The organism is Streptomyces endophyticus (assembly GCF_035798155.1).
Lineage (GTDB): Bacteria > Actinomycetota > Actinomycetes > Streptomycetales > Streptomycetaceae > Streptomyces > Streptomyces endophyticus.
Genome location: NZ_JAOZYC010000001.1, coordinates 274,912 through 299,302, shown reverse-complemented (window position 1 = coordinate 299,302; position 24,391 = coordinate 274,912). Strand labels below are relative to the sequence as shown.

26 protein-coding genes are annotated in these 24,391 nt (G+C 71.1%); 21 read left to right on the top strand and 5 right to left on the bottom strand.

Features of this window, described 5'->3' with window-relative positions:
* Positions 1–420 precede the first annotated feature (420 nt).
* Entirely contained in the window at positions 421–1,575 is a 1,155-nt protein-coding gene (locus OKJ99_RS01340; RefSeq protein WP_326013747.1) for an LLM class flavin-dependent oxidoreductase, read from the top strand.
* Between the two features lie 15 nt (positions 1,576–1,590).
* On the opposite strand, the gene OKJ99_RS01335 is transcribed toward OKJ99_RS01340, so the two are convergent.
* The gene (locus OKJ99_RS01335) at positions 1,591–2,454 is read right to left on the bottom strand and encodes an IclR family transcriptional regulator (RefSeq protein WP_326013746.1); all 864 of its coding nucleotides are present in this window, start codon (positions 2,452–2,454) and stop codon (positions 1,591–1,593) included.
* A 122-nt stretch (positions 2,455–2,576) separates the two neighbouring features.
* Here OKJ99_RS01335 and OKJ99_RS01330 point away from each other — a divergent pair, with 122 nt between their 5' ends.
* From OKJ99_RS01330 to OKJ99_RS01250, 17 genes are all read left to right on the top strand, one after another.
* On the top strand, positions 2,577–3,380 hold the full coding sequence (locus OKJ99_RS01330) for an SDR family NAD(P)-dependent oxidoreductase (protein ID WP_326013745.1): 804 nt from the start codon (positions 2,577–2,579) through the stop codon (positions 3,378–3,380).
* Positions 3,377–4,285: an alpha/beta hydrolase gene (locus tag OKJ99_RS01325; RefSeq protein WP_326013744.1), complete on the top strand. Its 909-nt coding sequence runs from the start codon at positions 3,377–3,379 to the stop codon at positions 4,283–4,285. The genes OKJ99_RS01330 and OKJ99_RS01325 overlap by 4 nt, the downstream gene beginning before the upstream one ends.
* A complete protein-coding gene (locus OKJ99_RS01320; RefSeq protein WP_326013743.1) occupies positions 4,282–4,461 on the top strand; it encodes an SDR family NAD(P)-dependent oxidoreductase in 180 nt (59 codons plus the stop codon). The genes OKJ99_RS01325 and OKJ99_RS01320 overlap by 4 nt, the downstream gene beginning before the upstream one ends.
* Positions 4,462–4,661: 200 nt before the next feature.
* On the top strand, positions 4,662–5,873 hold the full coding sequence (locus tag OKJ99_RS01315; RefSeq protein WP_326013742.1) for a CaiB/BaiF CoA transferase family protein: 1,212 nt from the start codon (positions 4,662–4,664) through the stop codon (positions 5,871–5,873).
* Entirely contained in the window at positions 5,870–6,298 is a 429-nt protein-coding gene (locus OKJ99_RS01310; protein WP_326013741.1) for a Zn-ribbon domain-containing OB-fold protein, read from the top strand. The genes OKJ99_RS01315 and OKJ99_RS01310 overlap by 4 nt, the downstream gene beginning before the upstream one ends.
* Positions 6,295–7,497 (top strand): thiolase family protein, encoded by a 1,203-nt coding sequence (locus tag OKJ99_RS01305; RefSeq protein ID WP_326013740.1) that lies wholly within the window; start codon positions 6,295–6,297, stop codon positions 7,495–7,497. Before OKJ99_RS01310 ends, OKJ99_RS01305 begins: the two co-directional genes overlap by 4 nt.
* A 56-nt stretch (positions 7,498–7,553) precedes the next feature.
* Positions 7,554–9,023, top strand: coding sequence for an aldehyde dehydrogenase family protein (locus OKJ99_RS01300; protein ID WP_326013739.1), 1,470 nt, complete (start codon positions 7,554–7,556; stop codon positions 9,021–9,023).
* A gap of 26 nt (positions 9,024–9,049) precedes the next feature.
* Complete coding sequence (locus OKJ99_RS01295) at positions 9,050–10,300, top strand: amidohydrolase family protein (RefSeq protein WP_326013738.1); 1,251 nt, start codon at positions 9,050–9,052, stop codon at positions 10,298–10,300.
* 1 nt (position 10,301) lies between these two features.
* Complete coding sequence (locus OKJ99_RS01290) at positions 10,302–10,523, top strand: ferredoxin (protein ID WP_326013737.1); 222 nt, start codon at positions 10,302–10,304, stop codon at positions 10,521–10,523.
* Between the two features lie 5 nt (positions 10,524–10,528).
* Positions 10,529–11,311 (top strand): SDR family NAD(P)-dependent oxidoreductase, encoded by a 783-nt coding sequence (locus OKJ99_RS01285; protein ID WP_326013736.1) that lies wholly within the window; start codon positions 10,529–10,531, stop codon positions 11,309–11,311.
* Positions 11,312–11,315: 4 nt separating this feature from the next.
* On the top strand, positions 11,316–12,590 hold the full coding sequence (locus OKJ99_RS01280; RefSeq protein ID WP_326013735.1) for a cytochrome P450: 1,275 nt from the start codon (positions 11,316–11,318) through the stop codon (positions 12,588–12,590).
* Positions 12,583–13,029 carry a nitroreductase family deazaflavin-dependent oxidoreductase gene (locus tag OKJ99_RS01275; protein WP_326013733.1) on the top strand — a complete coding sequence of 149 codons (447 nt, stop codon included), beginning with the start codon at positions 12,583–12,585 and terminating at the stop codon, positions 13,027–13,029. Before OKJ99_RS01280 ends, OKJ99_RS01275 begins: the two co-directional genes overlap by 8 nt.
* 17 nt (positions 13,030–13,046) lie before the next feature.
* Entirely contained in the window at positions 13,047–13,727 is a 681-nt protein-coding gene (locus OKJ99_RS01270) for a TetR/AcrR family transcriptional regulator (protein ID WP_326013732.1), read from the top strand.
* A complete protein-coding gene (locus OKJ99_RS01265) occupies positions 13,724–14,803 on the top strand; it encodes a phosphotransferase family protein (RefSeq protein WP_326013731.1) in 1,080 nt (359 codons plus the stop codon). The genes OKJ99_RS01270 and OKJ99_RS01265 overlap by 4 nt, the downstream gene beginning before the upstream one ends.
* A 35-nt stretch (positions 14,804–14,838) precedes the next feature.
* Entirely contained in the window at positions 14,839–15,876 is a 1,038-nt protein-coding gene (locus OKJ99_RS01260; RefSeq protein WP_326013730.1) for a phosphotransferase family protein, read from the top strand.
* A gap of 52 nt (positions 15,877–15,928) precedes the next feature.
* A complete protein-coding gene (locus tag OKJ99_RS01255) occupies positions 15,929–17,389 on the top strand; it encodes a class I adenylate-forming enzyme family protein (RefSeq protein ID WP_326013729.1) in 1,461 nt (486 codons plus the stop codon).
* A 53-nt stretch (positions 17,390–17,442) separates the two neighbouring features.
* Positions 17,443–18,846, top strand: coding sequence for an ABC transporter substrate-binding protein (locus OKJ99_RS01250; protein ID WP_326013728.1), 1,404 nt, complete (start codon positions 17,443–17,445; stop codon positions 18,844–18,846).
* Between the two features lie 21 nt (positions 18,847–18,867).
* On the opposite strand, the gene OKJ99_RS01245 is transcribed toward OKJ99_RS01250, so the two are convergent.
* The 3 genes from OKJ99_RS01245 to OKJ99_RS01235 all read right to left on the bottom strand — a co-directional run bounded on the left by OKJ99_RS01245 (position 18,868) and on the right by OKJ99_RS01235 (position 21,424).
* Positions 18,868–19,758: a Sir2 family NAD-dependent protein deacetylase gene (locus OKJ99_RS01245; protein ID WP_326013727.1), complete on the bottom strand. Its 891-nt coding sequence runs from the start codon at positions 19,756–19,758 to the stop codon at positions 18,868–18,870.
* A 92-nt stretch (positions 19,759–19,850) separates the two neighbouring features.
* Positions 19,851–20,414: a cysteine hydrolase family protein gene (locus tag OKJ99_RS01240; protein ID WP_326013726.1), complete on the bottom strand. Its 564-nt coding sequence runs from the start codon at positions 20,412–20,414 to the stop codon at positions 19,851–19,853.
* Positions 20,415–20,476: 62 nt separating this feature from the next.
* Positions 20,477–21,424, bottom strand: coding sequence for an SDR family oxidoreductase (locus tag OKJ99_RS01235; RefSeq protein ID WP_326013725.1), 948 nt, complete (start codon positions 21,422–21,424; stop codon positions 20,477–20,479).
* A gap of 140 nt (positions 21,425–21,564) precedes the next feature.
* Here OKJ99_RS01235 and OKJ99_RS01230 point away from each other — a divergent pair, with 140 nt between their 5' ends.
* On the top strand, positions 21,565–22,404 hold the full coding sequence (locus tag OKJ99_RS01230; RefSeq protein ID WP_326013724.1) for a helix-turn-helix transcriptional regulator: 840 nt from the start codon (positions 21,565–21,567) through the stop codon (positions 22,402–22,404).
* Between the two features lie 15 nt (positions 22,405–22,419).
* Here OKJ99_RS01230 and OKJ99_RS01225 read toward each other — a convergent pair whose 3' ends face one another.
* The gene (locus tag OKJ99_RS01225) at positions 22,420–23,016 is read right to left on the bottom strand and encodes a TetR/AcrR family transcriptional regulator (RefSeq protein WP_326013723.1); all 597 of its coding nucleotides are present in this window, start codon (positions 23,014–23,016) and stop codon (positions 22,420–22,422) included.
* 97 nt (positions 23,017–23,113) lie between these two features.
* Here OKJ99_RS01225 and OKJ99_RS01220 point away from each other — a divergent pair, with 97 nt between their 5' ends.
* Positions 23,114–23,539 (top strand): nuclear transport factor 2 family protein, encoded by a 426-nt coding sequence (locus OKJ99_RS01220; RefSeq protein WP_326013722.1) that lies wholly within the window; start codon positions 23,114–23,116, stop codon positions 23,537–23,539.
* Positions 23,536–24,387 (top strand): NmrA family NAD(P)-binding protein, encoded by an 852-nt coding sequence (locus OKJ99_RS01215; RefSeq protein WP_326013720.1) that lies wholly within the window; start codon positions 23,536–23,538, stop codon positions 24,385–24,387. The genes OKJ99_RS01220 and OKJ99_RS01215 overlap by 4 nt, the downstream gene beginning before the upstream one ends.
* Positions 24,388–24,391: the final 4 nt, after the last annotated feature.

The window sequence follows — 24,391 nt, the reverse complement described above, 5'->3', positions numbered from 1 at the left end:
GCCTGTTGAGATGGCTCGAGGTACGGGGCTGGGATGGAGCGCCTCGCTATCACGCTACGACGACGAGGGCCGTGAGGTCCTCGACCTCCTGGACGGCCATGTCGCGTGGGAAGCACGACAGCCCGCGGCCGTGACCTCCGACGACTACGGGCTGCCCGACCGGCGCGAGCTCCCGGCGACGGTGCCGTGGCGGCAGGACCGCTGCCGGCGCGGCATCCGGGCCGGGGCTGACAGCGGCGATGGCGCGCCTGCGCATCTCTGTGCCAACGCACCGTCACTTATTGACAGTTGACGCACGCGGTCACACACTCATGGCGAAAGCGAAGACAGTTTCGCTATTGCGAAAGTCAGAGGTGGCCTCCACGGCCCGCGATCGACCGAATCCCACTCAACTCCGTGCCGCCACGAAGGAGAGATCCGATGAAGCTCGATCTTCTCTACGAGTTCCAGCCGAAGATCGGCCCCTCGGCCGAGCCGTTCCCGCTCGGGCAGAAGCGGGCCGAGCAGCAGACGTACGCCGAGGCGCTCGAAGAGATCAAGTTCGCCGACCGGCTCGGCTTCCAGACCGCGTGGGTGGTCGAGCACCACTTCCGCAAGGGCCGGTCCGCGTCCCCGTCCAACGAGACCATCCTCGGCGCGCTGTCCCAGGCCACCGAGAACATCCGGCTCGGCTTCGGCGTGGTCCTGCTCCCCTCCGGGTTCCAGCATCCGGTGCGCGTCGCCGAGAAGGTCGCCACCGTGGACGTACTCAGCGGCGGCCGCGTGGAGTGGGGCTCGGGCCGCTCGACACCCAACGAGCAGCTGGCGTTCAACGTCCCGGCGGACGACCGCTCCCGTGACATGTGGCGGGAGGCCTTCGAGTTCGTCATCGCCGCATGGACGAACGAGAAGCTCAAGTGGAAGTCCGAGACCATCGACTTCCCCGAGCGCTTCATCACCCCGCGCCCCTTCCAGGACCCGCACCCGCCGGCGTGGCTGGCCGCCGCCAGTTCCCAGTCCGCCTACAACGCAGGGAAGTTGGGCCTCGGGCTGCTGTCGTTCGCGCTGATGCAGCCGGTGGAGAAGATGGCCGAGCAGATCGCCGTGTACCGCGCGGGGCAGGCGGAGTGCGTCGAGCCACTGCCCCGGGCCACCAACGACCGGGTCGGCGCCTACACCCTGGTGCACTGCACGGACGACCCCGAGGAGGCCGCGCGCTACGGGCTGTGGGACTCGGTGAAGTGGTGGTACCAGAACCTCGCCGAGTTCACCCTCGAATGGGAGTTGGCGCATCTGCCGGAGGAGGAGAAGGAGCAGGCGTTCCCGCTGCTGCGGCCCACCATGCGGGGCGAGATCGACCTGGCGAAGTACACGGAGCAGGACATGATCATCGTAGGGACGCCGGAGGAGTGCCTGGAGAAGATCCTGCGGTACGAACAGGCCGGTGTCGACCAGCTGTTGTGCTATACGCAGTTCGGTTCGCTGCCGCACGAGAAGGTCATGCGCAGCCTCGAACTCCTCGGCACCCGCGTCATTCCGGAGCTGGAGCGGCGGGGCCACCGGGTCGACTACGAGGCCCTCTTCGGCGGATCCTGACCACAACCGAGGGCACTACGCGGGAAACCGGCCGCGCGTCTGCTTGGTGACCACGATGGCGCACGCCCGCACGCACTCGGCGACGCGCACGGTCTCCCCGCCGCTGAGACCGGGCGAGAATCCGGACGCCGTGATGGCGACGAGCACCCGCCCGTCGGCGTCGAAGACCGGCGCCGACGCCATGCCGAGGTCGTACTCCCCGTCGGGGTCGACGGACGGCAGGTCGTAGTCGTCGTCGAAGGACGCCGTCCAGGTCCACGCGTCCCGGTCCGCCGGCCGGTCCACAGCCCGGACGTCCTTCAGGGCCCGGTGGGCCGACGGCGCCAGGCCGAGCGCATAGCCGCGCTCGCGCACCGCCGTCAGCGCCAGCTCGACCCGGTCGCGAACCACCGCCTCCGGGGCGCGCGCCAGCCACGCCTCCACCTCTGGCGTAGGCGCCCACGCCATGAACACGAGGCCGAGCGGCGGCACGAGCGGCACCCTTTCACCCTCGCGGAAGCCGGGCCCGTACCGTGAACCCGTCCCACCCACGGCGACGGACACGATCTCGGTGGGCGTGCCCGCGCTCACCACCACGTCGGCGTCGAGTTCGGCGGCAAGCGGTCCGATGCGCTCGGCGGCGACCCGGATCGCCGGATGCTGCTCGCGGGCCGCCATGCCCGCGCTCACCAGGGCGGGGCCAAGACCGTAGGTCCGCCGCGCCGGGTGCCGCGTCAGATAGCCGCTCTCTTCAAGGACCGCGAGCACCGCGTGGGCGGAACCGAGGCTGCTCCCGGTGCGTCGCGCGATGTCGGAGATCGTGAACTGTTCGCCGCGGTGCGACACCAGCAGGTCGATGATCTTCAGCGCCTTCGCGGCGGCGGGCGCCGGTCGCGCCATCACGTCCTCCTCCGCAGATCGTGGCGGGCAGCCGCCAACGTACCGCACCTGTACGGAGTTTCGTCCTGCCGAAGAATTTTTCATGAAGGCGAACGACGCACACCACGAAGGGACCCTCGCCCATGACAGCCACCGATCCCAGCCCCGTGCCCCGCTATCCCGACCTCCTCCGGCTCGACAGGCGCAACCTCGTCGTCGTCGGCGCGGGCCAGGGCATGGGGCGGCAGACCAGCCACGCGCTCGCGCAGTGCGGCGCCCACGTGGTGTGCGTCGACATCGACAAGACGCGCGCCGAAGAGATCGCCGACGAGGTGGGCGGCGTGCCCTGGTGCGGCGACGTGACCCGCGAGCGCGAGGTGGAGCGTCTGGTCGCGGAGAGCACCGCCGCGCTCGGCGGCCCGCTGAGCGGCTTCGTCGACATCGTCGGCCTGGCGGAGTGGGTGGGCGCGCTCGATATGACGGAGGACACCTGGGACGCCCAGTTCGACATCTGTCTGCGGCACGCCTACCTGTTGGGACGGCACATCGGCCGGCACCTGGTCGACTCCGGCACGCAGGGCACCATGGTGTTCATCGCCTCGGTGCACGGTCTGACGGCGTCGGTGCGGCACGGAGCCTACGGGGCTGCCAAGGCCGGGCTCATCTCGTGGGTGCGCACCCTCGGCGACGAACTGGGCGGCCACGGGATCCGGGTGAACGCGATCGCGCCCGGGGCGATCCTCACCCCGCGCCTCATGGCCGCGAACCCGGGCGAGACACGGCGGAACACGACGTCGGACCTGATCCCGCTGGGGCGGATGGGCCTGCCCATGGACATCGCGTCAGCCGCACTGTTCCTGAGCTGCGGGCTCTCGGGCTACGTGACCGGGCAGACGGTCGTCGTCGACGGCGGCGTCACCATCAAAGACCCCTTCCCGCGCTCATGAGGCGCGACGGCACGCGGCCGGACGCCCCCACCGCATACACCTGGGAGCTGCCGCCGGTACGGAGGTCCACCCTGGCGACACCGCCCGAACTCGCCGAGCGCCGCGCGTCGATGGGCTCCCTGCCCCTGCCGACGCACCCCGGTGCGGACATCGCCGAGGTGCGGTACGGGGACGTGCCGTGTGTGGTGTGTACGCCGCCCCGGCCGCGCGGCACCGTCCTGTACCTCCACGGCGGTGGCTACCGGCTGGGGTCCATGGCACTGGTCACGGCGTTCGCGGCGCGGCTCGCCGTCGCGACGGGCGCCCGGGTGGTGGCCGCGGACTACCGGCTCGCGCCCGAGCACCCCTTCCCCGCGGCGCCGCACGACGCGGCGCGGGTGTATGAGCGGCTGCTGTCCGAGGCCGACATACCGCCCGTCGTGCTGGGCGACTCGGCGGGCGGTGGTCTGGCGGCGGCGCTCGTGGTGGCGTGCGCTGGGTCCGGCGTGGCCGTCCCGAGCAGGCTCGTGCTGCTGTCGGCATGGCTCGATCTGCGCTGTGCGGCGGGGAGTTACCGCTCGCGGGCCGCCACGGACCAGCTGTTCTCCCACGAGGCGGCCAGGCAGGCCGCGGACCAGTACCTTCAGGGGCATCCGGCGGACGATCCGCTGGCCTCTCCGCTCCTCGGCGACCTCTCCGCTTTCCCTCCCACGCTGCTGTGCGCGAGCACGGACGAGGTGCTGCTCGACGACTCCGTGGCGTTCGCCTCGGCGCTCGCCCGGGCCGGGGTGGCGACGTCCGCCTCGTACGTCCCCGGGGTGCCGCACGCGTGGCCGAGTGTCTTCCTGGATCTGCCGGCGTCGGTGGAGGCCCTCGACGTCGTCGCACGGTTCGTCAGCCCTCTGCTGGTGAAGGAGCCGTCATGACCAGCACCGGTCGGCTCACCGGAAAGGTCGCTCTCGTCACGGGCGCGGCGCGCGGTATCGGCGAGGCAACGGCCGCACGATTCGTGGCCGAGGGCGCGTCGGCGGTGCTCGCTCGCCGGGACGATGTCGGCCGACGGCGGCGGCGCTGGAGTTCGGCGCGCTGGGCATCCTCGTGAACTCGGTGCACCCCGGCGTCATCGCGACGCCATCGACGGTGGGCAACTCGCGGGTCCCTGGAGGGAGGAGTACGGGACCGCCGCGATCTGAATAGAGCGGGATTCTATTTCTACGAGAACGCCACTTCCCAAACTCAACAGCGTGCCTCTACCGTGGCAACGCCGGGTCGACTCGGACCGCGGCGAGCGGGAGGTGCTCGATGGGGAGCGAAGCGTTCGACGGCGTACGGGTGGTCGAGCTCGCCCAGTGGGTGTTCGTGCCGGTGGCCGGCGCCCTGCTGGCCGACTGGGGCGCGGACGTCATCCGCGTCGAGCGGCCGGAGGGCGATCCGTACCGGGGACTCGCGACCCAGCGGATCGGGACCGACGGCGGTGGTGTGAACCTCTCGGTGGCGCTCGCCAACCGCGGCAAGCGCTCCGTGACCCTCGACCTGCGCCGCGAGGAGGGGCGCTTGCTCCTCGACCAACTCCTCGCCACAGCCGACGTGTTCCTCACCAATCTGCGGCCCGGCGCCCTCGACCGCCTCGGGCTCGGAGCCGAGGAACTCGCGCGCCGCTTCCCCCGGCTCGTGTACGCGCGGGGTCACGGCTACGGAGTGCGCGGCCCGCATGCCGACCGGGCCGGGTACGACTCGTCCGCGTTCTGGGCACAGGGCGGGATGGCCCACGTGCTGACACCTCCGGAGCGGGAGTACCCGATCAGTCAGCGCGGGGCGATGGGTGACCGCAACGGCGCCATGGCGCTCGCGTTCGGGGTGGCCGGCGCGCTGCTGAAGCGCGAACGCACCGGCGAGGGCTCCGTGGTGGATGTGTCGCTGCTGGCCACCGCGATGTGGACGCTGTCCTCCGACGTGCTGTCCGCGCTCGCGGGCGGGGAGCCGCGCGGAGTGTCGGGGCGCGGTGGTTCGGTGAACCCGCTCGTGGGCTCGTACCGGACCAAGGACGGTCGCCACATCCAGCTGGTGTTTCTCCAAGGGGACCGATACTGGCGGGAGTTCTGCGCGCTCATCGGGCGTGCCGAGCTCGCCGACGATCCGCGCTTCGTCGATCTGCGGGCGCGCGGCGAGAACCGGGAGGCGTGTGTCGCCGAGCTGGAGGCCGAGTTCGCGCGGCGCACGTTCGAGGAGTGGAAGGGTCTCCTGGAGGGGATCGACGCACCTTGGGCGCCGGTCCAGGCCGTCGAGGAGTTGCTGACCGATCCGCAGGTGCTGGCCAATGACTACCTCGGCGAGGTGGAGCTGGAGGACGGCGGGTCGTATGCGATGCCGACCGTTCCGGTGCAGTTCGACGAACGGCCGCCGGCCCTGCGGCGGGCGCCCGAGCACGGCGAGCACACCGAGTCCGTACTCCTCGAACTCGGCTACGGCTGGCCGGAGATCGCCGAGTTGAAGGACACGGGGGCGATCGCGTGAGCGCGCCGCGCCCCGTGCCCGTACCGGACTCGCAGTCCGCCCCCTACTGGGAGGCGTCCGCGCGGCACACCCTCGCCCTCGCGCGCTGCGGCCGGTGTGCGGCCTTCGCCCTGCCGCCCGATGTGACGTGCCCGCACTGTCATGCGACCGACCCCGGCTTCGCGTACGAGCCGGTGAGCGGCCGGGGCACCGTGCGGTCCTGGACCGTGGTGCGGCAGTCGGCGCTGCCCGGTCTGGTGGGCGAGGTGCCGTTCGTCCTGGTGGATGTCGAACTCGATGAGCAGGCCGGGCTGCGGATGATCGGGCGGCTGCTGGACGGGCCCGACTCCCCGTTACGCGTGGGTGACCGGGTAAGGGCCGCCTTCGAGGACGTCACACCGAACGTCTCCGTACCCGCGTTCACGTTCGGTGGGGTGGCGTCGTGAGCGGGAGGTTCGCCGCCGGTGGGCAGGTCGCGATCGTCGGGTACGGGCACAGTGCCGTGCAGCGGCATGCCGAGCGGCCGCTGGGCACGCTCGCAGTCGAGACGGCCCGTGACGCGATCGCCGACGCGGGACTCACCGTGCAGGACATCGACGGGTTCGTCGGATCGGCGCTGTTCCCGAGCTCGGGAGGGCATGCCGCCGAGGACGGTGTCAGCACGGTCACCCCTGCGTGGCTCGCCGAGCACCTCGGCGCCCGGCCGTCCTACGTCGCCGGGTTCCAGGGCGTCGGGCAGCTTCCCGGTTCGGTGGCGATGGCGGTCAACGCGGTGGCGAGCGGCGCCGCCGACCACGTCCTCGTCCACCGCGCCCTGCACAACCCGCGCGCCCGCTACCACGACACAGCGGTGCGGGAGTTCGGCGGGGCACAGCAGTGGACGGCGCCGCAGGGCTTCTTCGGGCCGCTGCCGATGATCGGGCTCGCGTACAACGAGTACCTGCAGCGATACGGGGCGGGCCGGGAAGCGATGGCGGCGGTCCTCGTGGAGGCGCGCAAGAACGGGGCGCGGATCCCCTGGTCGTACTGGCACGGGCGGCCGCTGAGCGCCGAGGAGTACCTCGCGGCGCCGATGGTCAACGACCCGATCTCCCGCTACGACTGCGACATCCCGGTCGACGGCGTCGCGGCATTCGTCCTCACCTCCGCCGAGCGGGCCCGCGACCTGCCGCACGGGCCGGTGTACGTCGCCGGGTACGCGGGCAGCCCCCCGGGACCGCGCCGGCTTCCGCTGCACTGGCCGCTCGACGACATCATGGCCGGGGGCGCGGGGACGGCGCGGCGGCTGTGGGAGCACGCGGGCGTGAAGCCCGCCGACATCGATGTGCCGCAGCTGTACGACGGGTTCTCGCCGTTCGTGTACTTCTGGCTGGAGGCCCTGGGCTACTGCCCGGTCGGCGAGGCGCACCGCTTCGTCCTGGACGGCGGCATCGACAACGACACACCGGGCGGCCTGCCCGTACTCAGTGGCGGCGGCGCCCTCGGGGGCGGTCGTATGCACGGGGTGCCCCAAATGCTCGAGTGCTACTTGCAGTTGGCGGGGCGGGCCGGTGAACGGCAGCGCAGGCAGACCACGTTCGGGCTCGCCTGCCACTCCTCGCCCCACTACGGGGGCGCCGTGGTCTACAGCGCACTGCCCTGGTAACTCCCGCGCCCCCCATTGTTCGCCGCGCCGGTTCACGGTGCGAGAGAGGCGGAACCGTGCACGACATCATCGAGCAGCGGCGCTCGTACGTCGCCGGGAAGTGGGTCGACGGCGAGGAACACCTTGCCGTCGAGAACCCGGCCGACGCCTCGCACGTGACCGATGTGTCGGTGACACCGCTGCCCGAGATCGAGCGCGCGGCCGTCGAGGCGCGCGAGAGCTTCGAGCGCGGTGTGTGGGCCGATGTCCCCGCCACCGAGCGCGCTCGCATCCTGCACACCTTCCTCGATCACGTCGAGGCCTCGCGGGACGCGCTGGTCGCCACGATGGTCGCCGAGGCCGGGCAGCCGGCCGCGTTCGCCGAACGCGCCCAGCTGCAGGGCGGGTTGGCGGTGGCACGCGGAGCGATCGACCTGTATCTGGCGATGCCGCACGAGGCGGCGACGCCCGTGCCCGTCGACGAGCTGGTACGCGGCCGGGTCGCGCTCAGTGTGGAGCGGCACGAGCCGGTGGGCGTCGTCGTGGCGATCACGCCGTACAACGGGGCCATCGTGATGGCGCTGCAGAAGCTCGTCCCGGCGCTGATGGCGGGCAACTCCGTGGTCCTGCGGCCCAGCCCTCTGACCCCACTGTCGTCGTTGGTGTTCGGTGCGGCGGCGGACGCGGCCGGGCTGCCGCCGGGGGTGTTGAGCGTGGTGGTGGAGGGCGGCGCGGCCGGCGCCGAGCTGCTGACCGGCCACCCGGCCGTCGACATGGTGTCGTTCACCGGGTCCACGGCCGTGGGCCGCCGCATCCTCGCGCAGGCAGCGCCGACGGTGAAGCGTGTCGCACTCGAACTCGGCGGCAAGTCCGCGCAGATCTACCTCGACGACGCGGTGGGCCGGGCGTCGGCCGGGGCGGTCGCCGTTGTGGCGGCCACCGCGGGCCAGGCCTGTGTCGCCGCGACCCGCATGCTGGTGCCGCAGGAGAGGAAGGACGAGGTCCTGGAGGCGGTGAGCTCGGCGTACGCGCGGCTCGTCGTCGGCGACCCGACCGACCCGAGGACCACGCTCGGGCCCGTCATCAGCGCGCCCCAACTGGAGCGCTGCGAAAGGTTTGTGGCTCTCGCCACCGAGCACGGCGGCGCCGTGGTCAGCGGCGGCCGACGCCCCGAAGGGCTGCCGCCGGGGCACTACTTCGAGCCGACCGTCCTCGACCTGCCCGGCAACGACAACCCCGCCGCCCAGGAGGAGATCTTCGGCCCCGTCCTCGCCGTCCTCGGCTACCGCGACCTCGACGACGCCGTACGGATCGCCAACGACAGCCCCTACGGCCTGTCGGGCCAGGTCTACGGCGCCGACACCGCGGCCGCGACCGCGGTGGCCCGCCGGCTTCGCACCGGCGCGGTCAACGTCAACACCGCCGTCTTCAGCGCCTACGCCCCCGGCGGCGGCTACAAGCAGAGCGGCCTCGGCCGCGAGCGCGGAGCCGAGGGCATCCGTGCGTTCCAGGAGGTCAAGCACCTGGCGATCGGCGAACTCCACTGAGTACAAACCGAGTTGAAGGAGCACTCGTGTCATCCGTATCCACAGACCTCACCGCCCCCGACGTCACGGCAGACCGCTCGCTCGACTGGCTGATCTCCGTCGACGACCACATCCTCGAACCGCCCCACCTGTGGGTGGACCGCGTCCCGAAGGCCGACCGCGACCGGGCACCCCACATGGTGACGGACGACAACGGCCTGGACTGCTGGGTCTACGACGGCAAGCGGTTCCCCAGCTCAGGACTGAGCGCGGTGGTCGGCAAGTCGAAGGAGGAGTTCAGCCCCGAGCCACTCCCGTACAGCGAGATGCGGCCCGGCTGCTACGACCCGAAGGCCCGGATCGAGGACATGAACCAGGCCGGGATCCTCGCCTCACTGTGCTTCCCCACGGTCACCCGCTTCTGCGGGCAGCTGTTCATGGAGGCCAGTGACCGCGAGTTCGGGCTCGTATGCCTCAAGGCCTATAACGACTGGATGATCGAGGAGTGGTGTGCCGCCGCACCCGGCCGCTACATCCCGCTCGTCCTCATCCCGCTGTGGGACCCGGCGCTCGCCGCCAAGGAGCTGGAGCGCTGCGCCGCCAAGGGCGCCACCACGTTCGCGTTCTCCGAGAACCCGGCCCCGCTCGGCCTGCCCACCATCCATGACAAGGACCGCTACTGGGACCCGGTGATGGCCGCTGCCAACGACCTGGGGATGGTCGTGTCGATGCACGTCGGCTCGTCGTCCACGGTGCCGCAGATCGCGCCCGACGCCCCGTTCCTCGCCAACCTCGCCTGGGGCGCGACCCGTACCTCGGGGGCCATGCTGTCCTGGCTGTTCAGCGGCATGTTCCAACGCCATCCCAACCTGAAGATCGCGCTGTCGGAGGGCGAGATCGGCTGGATGCCGTACTTCCTGGAGCGCGCCGAGCAGGTCCTCGACACCCAGCGGCACTGGGTCAAGCGGGGCGTCAAGTTCAACGACCACGCCGGCAGCGACGCCGTCGACCTGGACACCCTCGACATCCGCGCCACGTTCCGCGAGCACGTCCACGGCTGCTTCATCGACGACGTGCACGGCATCGCCAGCATTGACGTCATCGGCGAGGACAACATCATGTGCGAGACGGACTATCCGCACTCGGACTCGACGTGGCCGAACTGCATCGACCTCGTCAAGCGCCGCGTCGCCCACCTGTCGCCCGACCAGCAGTACAAGATCCAGCGCGGCAACGCCGAGCGCCTCTACCGCTTCACCCCGGCGGAGCCCCCCGTTCTCACCGCGGCGAAGGCCTGAGGTGTCAGGACCGCAGGTGGTCGTCGACCGGGACCGGTGTCTCGGCACCGGCATCTGTGTCGTCTACGCCCCCGACACCTTCACCCACGACGAGGAGGCGAAGGCGGTGGTCGTCGGGCCGCCCGAACCACTGGACTCGGTACGGACGGCGATCGAGGGGTGTCCCACGCAGGCGTTGCGCCTGACGCCCGACCCGCTTGTCGAGGACGAGGAAGGACAGTGACCCGCATGTTGCTCGACAACAGGACCGCCCTCGTCACGGGCGCCGGATCCGGCGTCGGCGCGGCCTCCGCGCTGCGGTTCGCGCAGGAGGGCGCCCGCGTCGTCTGCGCCGACATCCGCGCCGACGCCGCGAAGGAGACCGTGCGTCGGATCGAGAGGGCCGGCGGTTCCGGCGCGGCCATCGCCTGCGACGTGTCCCGGGAGGAGGACGTGGTGGCCGCTGTCGCGGCGGCCGTCGAGCGCTTCGGCCGGCTCGACATCGTCTTCAACAACGCGGGCATCCCAACGCCCCGCCTTGGCGCCCAACTTGAGGACCACACGACCGAGGACTTCCAACGCCTGGTCGGCGTCAACTTCGCCGGTGTGTTCCACGGCTGCAAGCACGCCGTCCTCCAGTTCAAACGGCAGGGCGACGGCGGCGTCGTCCTCAACACCGGGTCGGTGGCCGGCCTGGTGGCCTGGGGCGGCTCCGTCTACGGGGCCACCAAGGGCGCCGTGCACCAGCTCACACGCGCGGTCGCGATCGAGGGCGCCCCGTTCGGGATCCGCGCCAACGCCATCGGCCCTGCCGGGATGCCGCTGACCAACTTCATGCCGGCCGGCGGGCTCGACACCTCGGACGCGGACGCACTGGAGCAGACGGTGCAGCGGGTCGCGGCGAGCCATCCGCTGGGGCGGGCCATCACCGCCGAGGACTGCGCCGAGGCCGCCGTCTTCCTGGTGTCCGACCGGGCCGCCAACCTCACAGGCGTCGTCCTGCCGGTCGACGGCGGATACGTGGCGAGGTGATGCCATGACCACGCCCGTGACTCTCGACCGCGACCGGGTCCGTGAGCTCTTCGACCTGCGCGGCGCCTATCTGGCGCAGGTAGGCGGCGGCTACCACGGCGACCCGTACCCGGCCTGGCACCGGCTCCGCGCCGAGGCCCCCCTGCACCCGGGAACCGTGCACGAACTCACCGGCTACGACGGCCCCGCGCACTTCCAGGGCCTGCCGTACCCGGACCGCCCGCACTTCTCCGCGTTCAGCTACGCGGCTTGCGACGAGGCGTACCGCAACGCGGAGGTGTTCGCCGCCTCGCCGACCCCGATCGACCCTCGTACCGGTGAACTCGCCGCGCAGAACAGCATGTTGTCGATGGGCGGCCCGCAGCACCGCCGTTACCGGGCCCTGGTGCAGCCGTCGTTCGTGCCCGGCAAGGCGCAGTGGTGGATCCGCAACTGGATCGAGCAGACGGTCCATCTTCTGATCGACTCCTTTGCCGCCGAGGGCCGCGCCGAACTCAACGTGGACTTCTGCGCCGCGATCCCGGTGCTCACCATCACCGGCAGTTTCGGGGTCTCGGTGGAGCGGGCCCTGGACATCCGGGCCGCGCTGCGCGATCCGCAGGCCATTGTCGAGATCCTCGCACCGGTCGTCGCGGCCCGCCGCGCGCACCCGCAGGACGACCTGATCAGTGTTCTCGTCGAGGCGGAGATGACCGACGAGGACGGTGTCGCGCACCACCTGTCCGACGCCGAGATCTACTCCTTCGCGGTACTGCTGCTCACGGCCGGCTCGGGCACCACCTGGAAGCAGATGGGCATCACGCTCACCGCGCTGCTCCAGCGCCCCGAGGTGCTTACCGCTGTGCGTGAGGACCGTGACCTGCTGCGGCCCGCCATCGAGGAGGCGCTGCGCTGGACACCGACCGACCCGATGTTCTCCCGGTACGTCACGCGCGACACCGACCTCCACGACGTGCACCTGCCGGAGGGCTCCGTCCTGCATCTGTGCATCGGCGCCGCCAACCGCGATCCGGCGCGCTGGGACCGCCCGGACGAGTTCGACATCACGCGCAAACTGCGCCCGTCGTTCGCGTTCGGTGGCGGCGCGCACGTCTGCCTCGGCATGCATGTGGCGCGCGCCGAGATGCGGGTCGGGATCGGGGCGCTGCTCGACCGGCTTCCGGGACTGCGGCTCGACCCGGACGCGGCGCCGCCGCGCTTCATCGGTCTCTACGAGCGGGGCGCAACCGAGATCCCGGTGGTGTTCCACGCCGCGACGGAAGGGAACGGACGTGAGTGAACCCGCCTACCAGAAACCCGACTTGGCGCTCGTCGGCGCCGAGCACGTGGCCCGCTACCGGGAGACCGACGGCGAGGTCGGCTACGAGTGGAACGGCGTCCCCGTCCTGCTGCTCACCACCACCGGACGCAGGACGGGCGAGCCCCGCACCAAGGCGCTGATCTTCGGCAGGGACGGCGAGGACTACCTGGTCGTCGCCTCGACCGGCGGGGCGCCGAAGCATCCCTCCTGGTACCTGAACCTGCTGGCACGCCCGGAGGCGGAGATCCAGGTCAAGGGTGACCACCTCCCGGTCGTCGCGCGCGCTGTCGACTCCGGCGCCGAACACGAGCGGCTGTGGCGAGCCGTCAACGGCTACTGGCCCAACTACGACACCTACCAGGCGCGCACCGACCGCCTCATCCCTGTCGTCGTGCTGACACCCACCACGGAATCGTAGGACGAGGACCACGTCACATGTCGAATCCGAACAGCACCACCTGGGCGGACCACGCGGCCGACCGGTCGCCCTCGGTGCGGCGGTCGCGGGCGCGCAGCGTCCAGCAGGCGCAGGCGATCACGCGGGCCGCGCACCGGCTCGTCCGGGAGAAGGGAAGCGCCTTTACGACCCAGGAGTTGACGCGCGAGTCCGGCGTCGCACTGCAGACCATCTACCGGCACTTCTCGAGCAAGGACCACATCCTGCTGGCCCTCGTCGAGGAGATCATCGCCGCGGAGGCGCTGCGCATGCAGGCGTCGGCGCGCGCCCTGCCCGACCCGGTGGCCCGGCTTCGCTTCTACATCGGCAGGACCCTCGACGCACTGCGCGGGGACGGCGACCGGACGGGGCCGCGGTTCATCACCGCGGAGCACTGGCGGCTGCATCAGCTGTTCCCCGACGAGATGGCCCGGATCGCGCAGCCCTTCGGTGACCTCGTCGAGCAGGAGCTGCGGGAGGCGGCCGAGCTGGGGCTGCTGCGGCCCAGGGACCCGGCGCACGACGCGTGGTTCGCCATGAAGCTGGTCACCTCCGTCTACCACCACTACGCGTTCGCGACCGCGCACGAGCCGGTCGAGGACATCGCCCGGCGGCTGTGGGGCTTTTGCCTCGCGGCGTTCGGCACTCCGACCGAGTCCGAGGAGGTGACACCGGGATGAGCGAAACCCCTGTCTTCGCCAAGGGCCGCGATCTCGACGCCGCGGCGCGCGCACTGTGTCCGTGGCTGGCGCGACGACTCGACGCCGAGGGGGTATGCATGGACAACCTCCGATACCCCCTGGGCGCCGGCGTCTCCAACGAGACGATCCTCTTCGACGCGCACACCGCCGGACGCTCGTACGCACTCGTCCTGAGGGTGGCGCCCGCGCCCGAGCACCAGATGTTCTTCGAACCCCGCTTCAGGCTCCAGTACGACATGCTGCTCGCTCTGCGCCGCCTCGGCACGGTGCGGGTCCCCGAGGCGCTCTGGTACGAGGACGATCCCGCGCTGCTCGGGCAGCCGTTCTACGTCATGCGCCGGATGCGCGGCCGAGTTCCGGTCAGCATGCCGGTGTACAACGAGACGGGCTGGCTGACCGAGGCGACACCCGCAGAGCGCCGGACTCTGTGGGAGGGCGCGGTGCGGCAGCTGGCCGCCGTCCACGGCGCACCTACCGAGGACTTCGCCTTCCTCCACGGCCCCGACCAGGGTGCGCCAGGCGACGAGCAACAGCTCACGTACTGGCGGCAGTTCGCTGACTGGGCTCTGGAGGACACCATCCCTGACACCGTGCACGAACTCTTCGACTGGGTGAGTGCCACGCGGCCGAAGACATCAACTCCCGGCCTGTCATGGGGAGATGCCCGCATCGGCAACATGATGTTCGGCGACGACTTCGGGATCGTCGGGGTCATGGACTGGGAGCAGGCCTCGCTCGCCGGGCCGATGGCCGACCTCGGCTGGTGGCTGCTCTTCGACGACATCCACAGCGCCGAACAAGGCATCCCCCGCCTCGACGGACTCGGAACCCGACAGGAAACCCTCGACCTCTGGATGGAGTTGACGGGCCGCCCGGTGGAGCACCTGTACTGGCACGAGGTGTTCGCCGGCCTCAAGGCGGGCCTGCTCGCGCTGCACACACGCCGGTCGATGAAGCTGCCGGCGGCGGGGCGGCCCAATCCGTTCATCGCCCGCTCCCGCCGCCTGCTGGGTTGGCCCGCGGGCCGCCCGGAAGACTCCGTGGGGCCCTCATGAACCTTCCCGGCGGCCCCGCGCCCCATGACGAAGCGGTGGCACTCTCACCCGCCTGGCTCACGGCCGTGCTGCGGCAGCGGTACCCCGGTGCCGTGGTCACCGCGACAGAGGTGACCGAGCGGATCGAGACGGTGGCCACCAAGGTGCGCTTCGACGTCACGTACAAGAACGGGGCCGTGCCCAAAGGAGCCCCGCCGGCGCTGTGCGTGAAGGCCTACTTCAACCCGGCCACCAGGCAGCGCGGCGCCTCGCGCGCCGAGGTCGACTTCTACCGACTGCTCGCCGGATCGCTGCCCGTGCGCACGCCGCCGTGCGTGCACGCCGAGGTGGACGAGGAGACCGGGCATCCGCTGCTCCTGATGCACGACTTGGTGGCGACCGGCACCCGGTTCGGTGACCCCCTGATGGGCTTCGGCCGTGACCAGGCCGCGGGCACGCTCGACCAGTTGGCGGCGCTGCACGCCGCGACCTGGGACGGGACGAAGCCCCAGGACGGCCGGGCATCGAACGGCGGCCTCGCCGCCGCCTTCCCGCCCCGGCTCGCCCGCCTCACCGGCTACATGGCCCCCGGGCGGCTGCAGGCCCAGCTCGTCGACGGCCGGACCCCGAGCATCCCGGCCGGCGTGCGTCGCGCCGACCGGCTGCTCGCCGCAGTGAACGCGCTCGCCGAGCTGTCCGCCGCGCACCCGCGCTGCCTCGTCCACGGCGACGTACACACCGGGAACGTCTACGCCACGGCCGACGGTTCGCCCGGCCTTATCGACTGGCAGGTGGTGCAGTACGGAGTGTGGGCGCTCGACGTCGGATACCACCTCGCCGCCGTCCTCGACCCCGACGAACGCGTCCGCAGTGAACGGCAATTGCTCGACCACTACCTCGACCGGCTCGCCGCGCACGGCGGCACACCACCCGGACGGGACGAGGCCTGGTGGGCGTACCGGGCGCATCTGCCCTACGGCTTCTTCCTGTGGGGCATCACGCGGGCCGTCGATCGACCGATCACCGAACGGCACGCGGGGCGGCTCGCCCAGGCGGTCGCGTGGCACGACAGCTTCGGGCTGCTCGGCGTCTGACGCCGCGCCCCGTCCCCGAACGTCCCCTCGGCTTCTGTGGAGGAGTACGGCAATGGAAAACGGAACGGGCATCGCCCAACTGATCAGAAAACAGGCGGCGTCCTGCACGGGCGCCGAGGTACTGCGCCATGTCGCCGCGGACGGCAGCGAATCCTCGTACACCTGGCGGGAGTTGGACCGCCGCTCCGACCAGCTGGCCGGGGCGCTCGCCGCACGCGGCCTCGGCGAGGGCGACCGCCTGTCTCTGGCCCTGCGCAACTCACCGGAGTTGATCCTCGGTGTGTTCGCCGCGTGGAAGCTGGGGGCCGTGCCGGTCCCCGTGCGCTGGGATCTGCCCGGGTGGGAGCTGGCCCGGTTGCGCGAGGTCGTGCGGGCGCCCGTGCACCTGGGCGCCGAGGACCTGCCGTGGATCGACGCGACGGTGACCGCTCACGTGCCCATCCTGCCGTACGACATCATGTCCCCGTACGCACACGGGATTTGCAGCAGCGGCTCCACCGGAACGCCGAAGGTCATCCTCACCGCGCGGCCCGCCGTCCACGCCGCGGCGTTCAGCACACCGCTCATGCAGTCCTGGACGCCTGTGCCGCGCCCGCAGACGATCCTCGTGCTCGCGCCGATGTATCACGCCAACGGATTCACCACGCTGTTCGGCCTGTTCGACGGGGACCGGCTCGTGGTCATGGAGAAGTTCGACGCGGCACGTGTCATCGAGGCGATCGAGCACCACCGGGTGACGACCTTCACGGCCACACCCACCATGCTGCAACGCATCGCGGACCTGCCGGGCCTCGACGACCGTGACCTCACCAGCCTTGATTGGATCCTCCAAGGCGCCGCCCCCATGCCTCCGGCGCTGGTGCGCCGCTGGGCCGGCCTGATCGGCGCCGAGCGCATCGTCATGGCGTACGGCATGACCGAGGGCCTCGGCATCACCGCGCTGCGCGCCGACGAGTGGATGGCACACCCGGGCAGCGTCGGCCGCCCGCTGCGCGCCACCGAGCTGCGCATCCTCGACGCCGACGGCAAGGAGCTGCCCGTCGGCGAGACCGGCGACATCTATCTGCGCTCCCCCAGGTACCACGGCTACGAGTACCTGGGCGACGCCCCGGCTCTGAAGACGACACCGGACGGCTTCCAGACGGCCGGGGACGTCGGATACCTGGACGCGGACGGCTACCTCTACCTCCTGGACCGCCGCGTCGACATCATCATCAGCGGCGGCGCGAACGTCTTCCCCGCCGAGGTCGAGGCGGCTCTGATCGACCACCCGGCCATCGCCGATGTCGTCGTCATCGGCCTGCGCGACCCCGAGTGGGGTCGCCGGGTGCACGCGCTGATCGAGCCCGCCGACCCGGCCGCTCCGCCCTCCCACGACGAGGTCGTCGCGTACGCGCGCGGGCGCCTGGCCGCGTACAAGCTGCCCAAGACGACCGAGTTCGTGGAGGTCATGCCGCGCAGCGCGGCGACCAAGGTGAACCGCGGCGCGCTGGTGGCGGCACGCGGCGGCTGATCAGCAGGCACGCATCCTCGTCAACTCCCCTCCTCCGAAAGGCAGGACAGCCCGTGAGGCCCCAGAGGACCATCACCGCCCTGACGGTGGTCGCCGCGCTGTTCGCGGCCGGTTGTTCCACCCGTGGCGACAGTTCCGGCCGCGGCGGCTCCGAACCCGACGAGAAGGCCGCGGCCCAAGCATCCGCCGCTCCCGCGTCGGGTGACTTCGGTGACCTGAAAGGCGTGTGCGGCTCCGGAAACCCCAGTGGCTCCCCGGCTCAGGGTGTCACCGCGAAGGAGATCCACGTGGGAGTCATGTCGGACGTCGGCTTCACCAAGAACACCGAATTCGCCGACGCCGCCGAGGCGTTCACGTCCTGGTGCAACGCGGCCGGAGGCATCAACGGCCGCAAGCTCGTCCCGACGGTCCGTGACACCAAGATGCTGGAGGTGCGCCAGCGGGTCGACGAGGCGTGCCGCACCGACTTCGCGCTGGTCGGCGGGAGCGCGGCACTCGACGGGCTCGGAGTAAAAGACCGTCTGAAGTGCCTGCTGCCGGACTTCCCCGCGCAGACGGTGCAGCGCCAGAACGAGGGCGCGGAGCTCCAGCTGTCGATGCAGGCGGGCGGCCCCTCGTACTTCCGCTACGCGGGCTTCTACGACTGGCTGATCAAGAAGGCGTACCCGGACTCGGCGGACGCCGTCGGCATCATTTCCGGCGACTCCCCCGTCACCCGCGTCTCCCTGGAACAGCGCGTGGAGTTCTTCACAGCACGCGGCGCGAAGCCGTCGTACACGGACCTGTATCCGGCCTCCGGAGTCACGAACTGGACGCCCTACGCACAAGCGATCAAGGAGAAGAAGGTCAAGGGCCTCGTCTTCATGGGCGACTTCACGTCGCTCGCGAAACTGGAGCAGGAACTGACCGCAATGAACTACAAGCTCGACTGGATCGACGCCAACAGCAACGCCTACGGCACGGCGTTCACGAAGCTCGCGGGCCCGCAGGTGCTCGCGGCGCAGAACAACCTCGCCGACGTCAGCGGCATCCACCCCATGGAGAAGGCCTCGTCGAACCCGGCGACCAAGCAGGCGCTGGACCTGTTCGAGAAGTACGCGCCCGGGAAACAGGTGACCCTGCCCGCGATCAAGGCGATCTCCGCCTGGCTCCTGTTCGCGAAATCGGCGACGAGCTGCGACAACGACCTCACCCGCACGTGCCTCCACGACGCGGCCCGCAAAGAGACCTCGTGGACCGGCGGCGGCCTCCAGGCGCCGGTGAACCTCGCCGTCCAGGACGCCCCGGTGAAGTGCATGAACATCGAGAAGGCGACCGCCGGCGGCTGGGAGCCTGCCGACTTCTCCCCGAACAAAGGCGCCTACCGCTGCGACATCTCCTCGTACAAGACCAAGGGGGACTACGGGAGGCCGATGACACTGAAGGACGTCGGGAAGAGCATGAAGGACCTCAAGTAGAGGACCTCGAACAGGCGGGGGTCAGTCGCGCACCCCCGCCACCACATCCCGCAGCGCCTCGCCCAATGGCAGCTCCACCCGCACACCCCAGCGGTCGCCGCGGGTGGGCTGGTTGTTGACGATCAGGACCGGGGTTCCGGCGTCCGCGGCCTGGCGCACGAAGCGCAGGCCGGACATGACCGTCAGCGAGGAGCCCAGGACCAGCAGCGAGGTGGCCCCGGCGACGAGCTCCCGGCAGGCGGCGACCCGCTCCGGAGGAACGTTCTCGCCGAAGAAGACGACGTCCGGCTTGAGCACCCCGACACCGCAGGCCGCGCACGGCACCACCCGAAAGCCGCGCACGGCCTCTTCGGGGAGCTCCACGTCGCCGTCCGGATTGACCCGAGCGGACCGGTGCCGTTCAGCATCGGCCTCGAAGTGCGGGTTGGCCTCGCGCAGGCGCCGGTCGACTTCCGCGCGGGTGGTGAAGGCGCGGCAGTTGAGGCACACCACGCGGCTCAGGCTGCCGTGCAGTTCGATGACGTCCGGGGCGCCGGCGGTCTGCTGCAGGCCGTCGACGTTCTGCGTGATCACGCCGGTGACCAGGCCCGCCTCGGCCAGCTCAGCCACGGCGAGGTGACCGCCGTTGGGCCGCGCCCGGATCATGGCCCGCCAGCCCAGCTGACTGCGCGCCCAGTACCGCTGCCGGGCCTGCTCGCTGCCGGTGAACTCCTGGTACGTCATGGGGGTGTGCTGCCGCAACGATCCGTGCTCCCCGCGGTAGTCCGGGATGCCCGACTCGGTGGAGAGCCCGGCCCCGCTCAGCACGACGACCCCACCCGCCCGCACGGCCTCGACGACGGGCGCCAGGTCGGTCGTGGCGGGCGGTAGGTCGCCGGACGGTTCCCAGGTCAGAGTCGGTCGGGTACGCATGCGAGCCAGCTTACGTACGCGTCCGCCCGGATGCGGCCCGATCCCGGAGCGTCTCGCGGGGGACACGGCGCGGGGCGCGCCGCCCGGCCCCGCTATCGCCGTGCAATTGCCTTGAGCCAGTCCTCGACGGCGACGACGTACGCCCACTGCGGGAACAGCTTTTCGGTGAGGACGCGATGCACCTCGGCATCCGTGTCGAGGCAGGCGTCAGGCAGCACGGTGAGGCCGAGGTCTAGGTCGACGGCACGGCAGAGCGTGGACAGCACGACGCCGCTGGTGGCGATCCCGGTGAGGACCAGGCTGTCGATGCCGCGGGCCCGGAGCACCAGGTCGAAGTCGCTGCCCGAGAACGCGCTTCCGCGCCGCTTGGTGACCACGACGTCGCCGTGCCGGGGCGCCACGTCGGGGTGGATCTCGGTGCCGGGGGCGCCCTCGGTAAACAGGCCGGCCTCTACGGCGTTCGTGATCGGCTTGTTGCGGGCGCTGACCTCCGGGTCGCCCGGCCGGAGCCCGATGACCACGTAGATCACGGGGATGCCCGCGGCACGGGCGCCGTCGATCGCTCTGCGCAGCCGTCGAAGGTAGCCGGAACCGTCGTCGGCGATCGACACGATGTCGCGTTGGACGTCCATCACCAGAAGTGCGCTCTTCGCCATGCTTGCCGCCCCCTCGCTCCTGCCCGGCCGGGAAATTCGCCCGGAAGCTCGGACAAGTCTCCCTACGTATCGCGGGGAAAGGGAGCCTTCGTGAGTTCTTCGGAGACCCGCCAGACCCGCTGCGCCTCCTCCGTTCCGCGCAGGCGCGAGTAGAGCTTCTGTTCCGCGGGCGGGCCGCCCATGTGTCCGAGTCCGCGCGGCCCGTAGAACCGGCCGCGCTCGGCGCCCGGGGAGGTGGCGGCGTAGAGGGCGGGGAGCTGCGCCGTGTGCACCGTCCCGACGATGATGCCGCGGGCGGACAGCGTCCGGATCAGGCGTACGCCCCTGGTGTCCTTGGCGCGGCCGACCTCGGGGCGCGCGGCGAGCAGGTTCGTCGGGGCGATGCCGGGGTGGGAGAGGTTGCTGGTGATGCCCCAGCCGTGGGCCTGGCTGCGTCGGTCGAGTTCGAGGCCGAAGAGGCCGAACGCGATCTTCGACTGACTGTAGGCCTTCATGCCGTCGTAGGAGCGTTCCCAGTTCAGGTCGTCCCAGTTGATGGCGCCCTGGTTCGCCGCGACACTGACCTGCGACGTCACCCGTGCCCGGCCAGCGCTGAGCAGCGGTAGCAGGTGGGCCACCAGGGCGAAGTGGCCGAGGTGGTTGGTGCCGAACTGCAGCTCGAAACCATCGGCGGTGGTCTGCCGGTCGGGCGGGGTCATGACGCCGGCGTTGTTGATGAGCAGGTGGATCGGCCGGTCCTCCGCTCGCAAGGTGTCACCGAGGGCCGCGACGGAGTCGAGCGAGGACAGGTCGAGTGCGCGCAGCGACACGTCCGCGTGCGGGGCCTTCTCGCGGATCGTGGCGAGCGCGGCCTCGCCCTTGCGCGGATTGCGCACGGGCAGGAGCACTTCGGCCCCGGCCGCGGCGAGCCTCGTGGCGAGGCCGAGCCCGATGCCGTCGCTCGCTCCGGTGACGACAGCGCGCTTGCCGGACAGGTCGGGGACGTTGATGTCGATGGTTTTGCGTGACATGCCCAGAGCTTCGACCGCCGCCGTGGCCACGGCAACCGGCGAAGGGGGGATCGACAATCCGTGGTTACCGCGGCGCGCGGACGGTAGGCGGACGGTAGAAAGGGACGTCAGCAGAGGCGCGTACGGCGACGGAGGCACGGGTGATCGATCGGACCGGCCTCGCGGAGTTCCTCCGGCGCCGCCGCGAGTCGCTGCAGCCCGAGGACGTCGGCCTCCCGCGTGGGCGACGGCGCAGGACGACCGGCCTGCGGCGGGAGGAAGTGGCCGCACTGTGCCACATGTCGACCGACTACTACGCGCGGCTGGAGCGCGAACGCGGGCCCCACCCGTCCGAGCAGATGATCGCCTCCATCGCGCAAGGGCTCCACCTCTCCCTCGACGAGCGCGACCATCTGTTCCGGCTCGCCGGACACACCCCGCCCCCGCGCGGAGCGGACAACACACACGTCGGCCCCGGCCTGCTGCGCATCCTCGACCGCCTCCACGACACCCCCGCGGAGATCGTCACCGAGCTCGGCGAGACACTGCGCCAGACCCCGCTCGGCATCGCGCTCACCGGCGACCAGACCGTCCACACCGGCCCGGCCCGCAGCATCGGCTACCGCTGGTTCACCGACCCCGCCACGCGCCGCCTCTACGCCCCCGAGGACCACGCCTTCCTCACCCGCATGTTCGTCTCGGGCCTGCGGGGCGTGGCGACGCTCCGGGGGCCCGGTTCCCGCGCTGCCCACTACGTCGACCTGCTGCTCGCGCGGAGCGAGGAGTTCCGTCGGGTGTGGGACGACCACGAGGTCGGCATCCGCCCCCACGAGGTCAAGCACTTCGTCCACCCGGAGGTCGGCGCGCTGGAACTGACGTGCCAGACGCTCGTCGACCCTGGCCAGTCCCATCTGCTCCTCGTCTACACGGCCGTCCCCGGCAGCGAGAGCCACGAGAAGCTGCAACTGCTGTCCGTCATAGGGGCGCAGGCGCTGCACTGAGACGGCGGCCGCGCCTCAGCTGCCGGTCGACGCGCCGGCCGTGACGCGGGCGACGAAGTCCGCGAGTTGGGTCCGCATCCACTCGCGCTCCACGTGCTCCTGTCCGGCCAGGTGCTCGACGAGGTCGGCCCGCGTGGCGGCCAGCAGGGCGTGGGCGGTGAAGTCACCGGCCCCGGTCAGCCCCGGAATCTCCTCCAGCACGGCTTGGAGCAGGCCGTGCCACCGCTCGTAGTGCACTGCCCGGTACGGGCTGCCGCTTCCGCTTCCCTCCAGGGCCAGCGCGAGGCGCCGGTTGTCCAGCTTGAAGCACAGCACGGCGTCGAGCAGGGCAAGGGCCCGCTCCTGCGGCGGGGTGTCGGGGCCGAGGGGCGACGGGCCGGATTCGACGGCCTCGGTGACCGGTTCGAGCCGCGCCTCGTACAGCGCGCGGAGCAGCCCGGACCGGTCGCCGTAGGCCCGGAAGAGCGTGCCCTTGCCGACGCCGGCCTCCGCCGCGATGTCGGCCATGGTGACGTCCTCGGGACTCGTACCACGGGCGAACAGCGCGTCGGCGGCCGCGAGAACGGCCTCCCGGTTACGGGCGGCATCCTTGCGTGGCTTGCGCTCGGGCATGCGCGTCTCCCTCTCATTGCAAAACGGACCCACGGTCCGCTACGTTAAAAACGGACCCCCGGTCCGTATTCTACGAGCTTACGAGATGGAGACACCCATGTCCGCACCGACCGCTCCGGCGGAGCTCTTCCGCCACAGTCTGAAACTGCTCCTGGACAAGAACATCGCCGACTGGGTCGGCCTGTGGGCCGAGGGCGGCGTGATGGAGTTCCCCTTCGCTCCCCCGGGCTGGCCGCGGCGACTGGACGGTAGGGAGGCCGTCGCGTCGTACATGCGCCACTATCCCGACCACATCGACCTGCACGAGTTCCCCGAACTGCGCATCCTCCAGACCACCGACCCGCGGACGATCGTGGTCGAGATGCGCGGCGTCGGACGCCTGGTGGAGACGGACGTCCCCTTCGACATGACCTACATCGCCGTCGTCACGGTCGAGGACGGACACATCACGTCCTACCGCGACTACTGGAACCCTCTCGCCGTCCAACAAGACGGCGCCGACTTCGCCGGGAGCGCCCGATGACCACCACCACCGCCACCACACTGGTCATCGGCGCCACCGGCACGACCGGCAGCCGCGTCGCCGCACACCTCACAACTGCCGGCCACCGCACCAAAACCGCCAGCCGTCGCGCGACCCCGGTCCCCGGCACGGAACCGGTCGCCTTCGACTGGTACCGGCCCACCACCCACGACGCCGCCCTCGACGGAGTCGACCGTGTCTACCTCGTACCGCCCGTGGGCGAGACCGACCCGGCGGCGGTCATGCTGCCGTTCCTCCATCGGGCCCGCGCCGCCGGAGTCCACCGCGCGGTGCTGCTGAGCTCCTCGGCCATCCCCGAGGGCGGACCGGCGGTGGGCGCGGTCCACCAGGAACTGCCCAAGCTCTTCGAGCACTGGGCGGTGCTGCGACCCTCCTGGTTCATGCAGAACTTCACCGGCACGCACGCCCACGCCGTGAGCATCCGCGAGGAGGGCGTCATCCGGACCGCGACCGGGAGCGGCCGGGTCGGCTTCGTCGACGCCGAGGACATCGCGGCCGTCGCCGTCCGCGCCCTGACCGACGACGCCGCGCCCGACACCGATCTCGTACTCACCGGCCCCGAGTCCCTTGCCTACGGCGACATCGCCGCCCTCTTCACCGAGGTCACCGGCCACCCTGTGACCCACCGTCAACTCTCCTACGAGCAGCAGCGCGACCGCCTCGCGACGGAGATCCCGGAAGAGTTCGCCGCGATGCTGGCCGCCATGGACCGAGCCATCGCCGAAGGAGCGGAGGACCGCACCACCGACACCGTCCAGCGCATCACCGGACGTCCCCCGCGCAGCTTCCGCGCGCTTCTGGAACACGAGACCCGAGACATCAACTGACCCG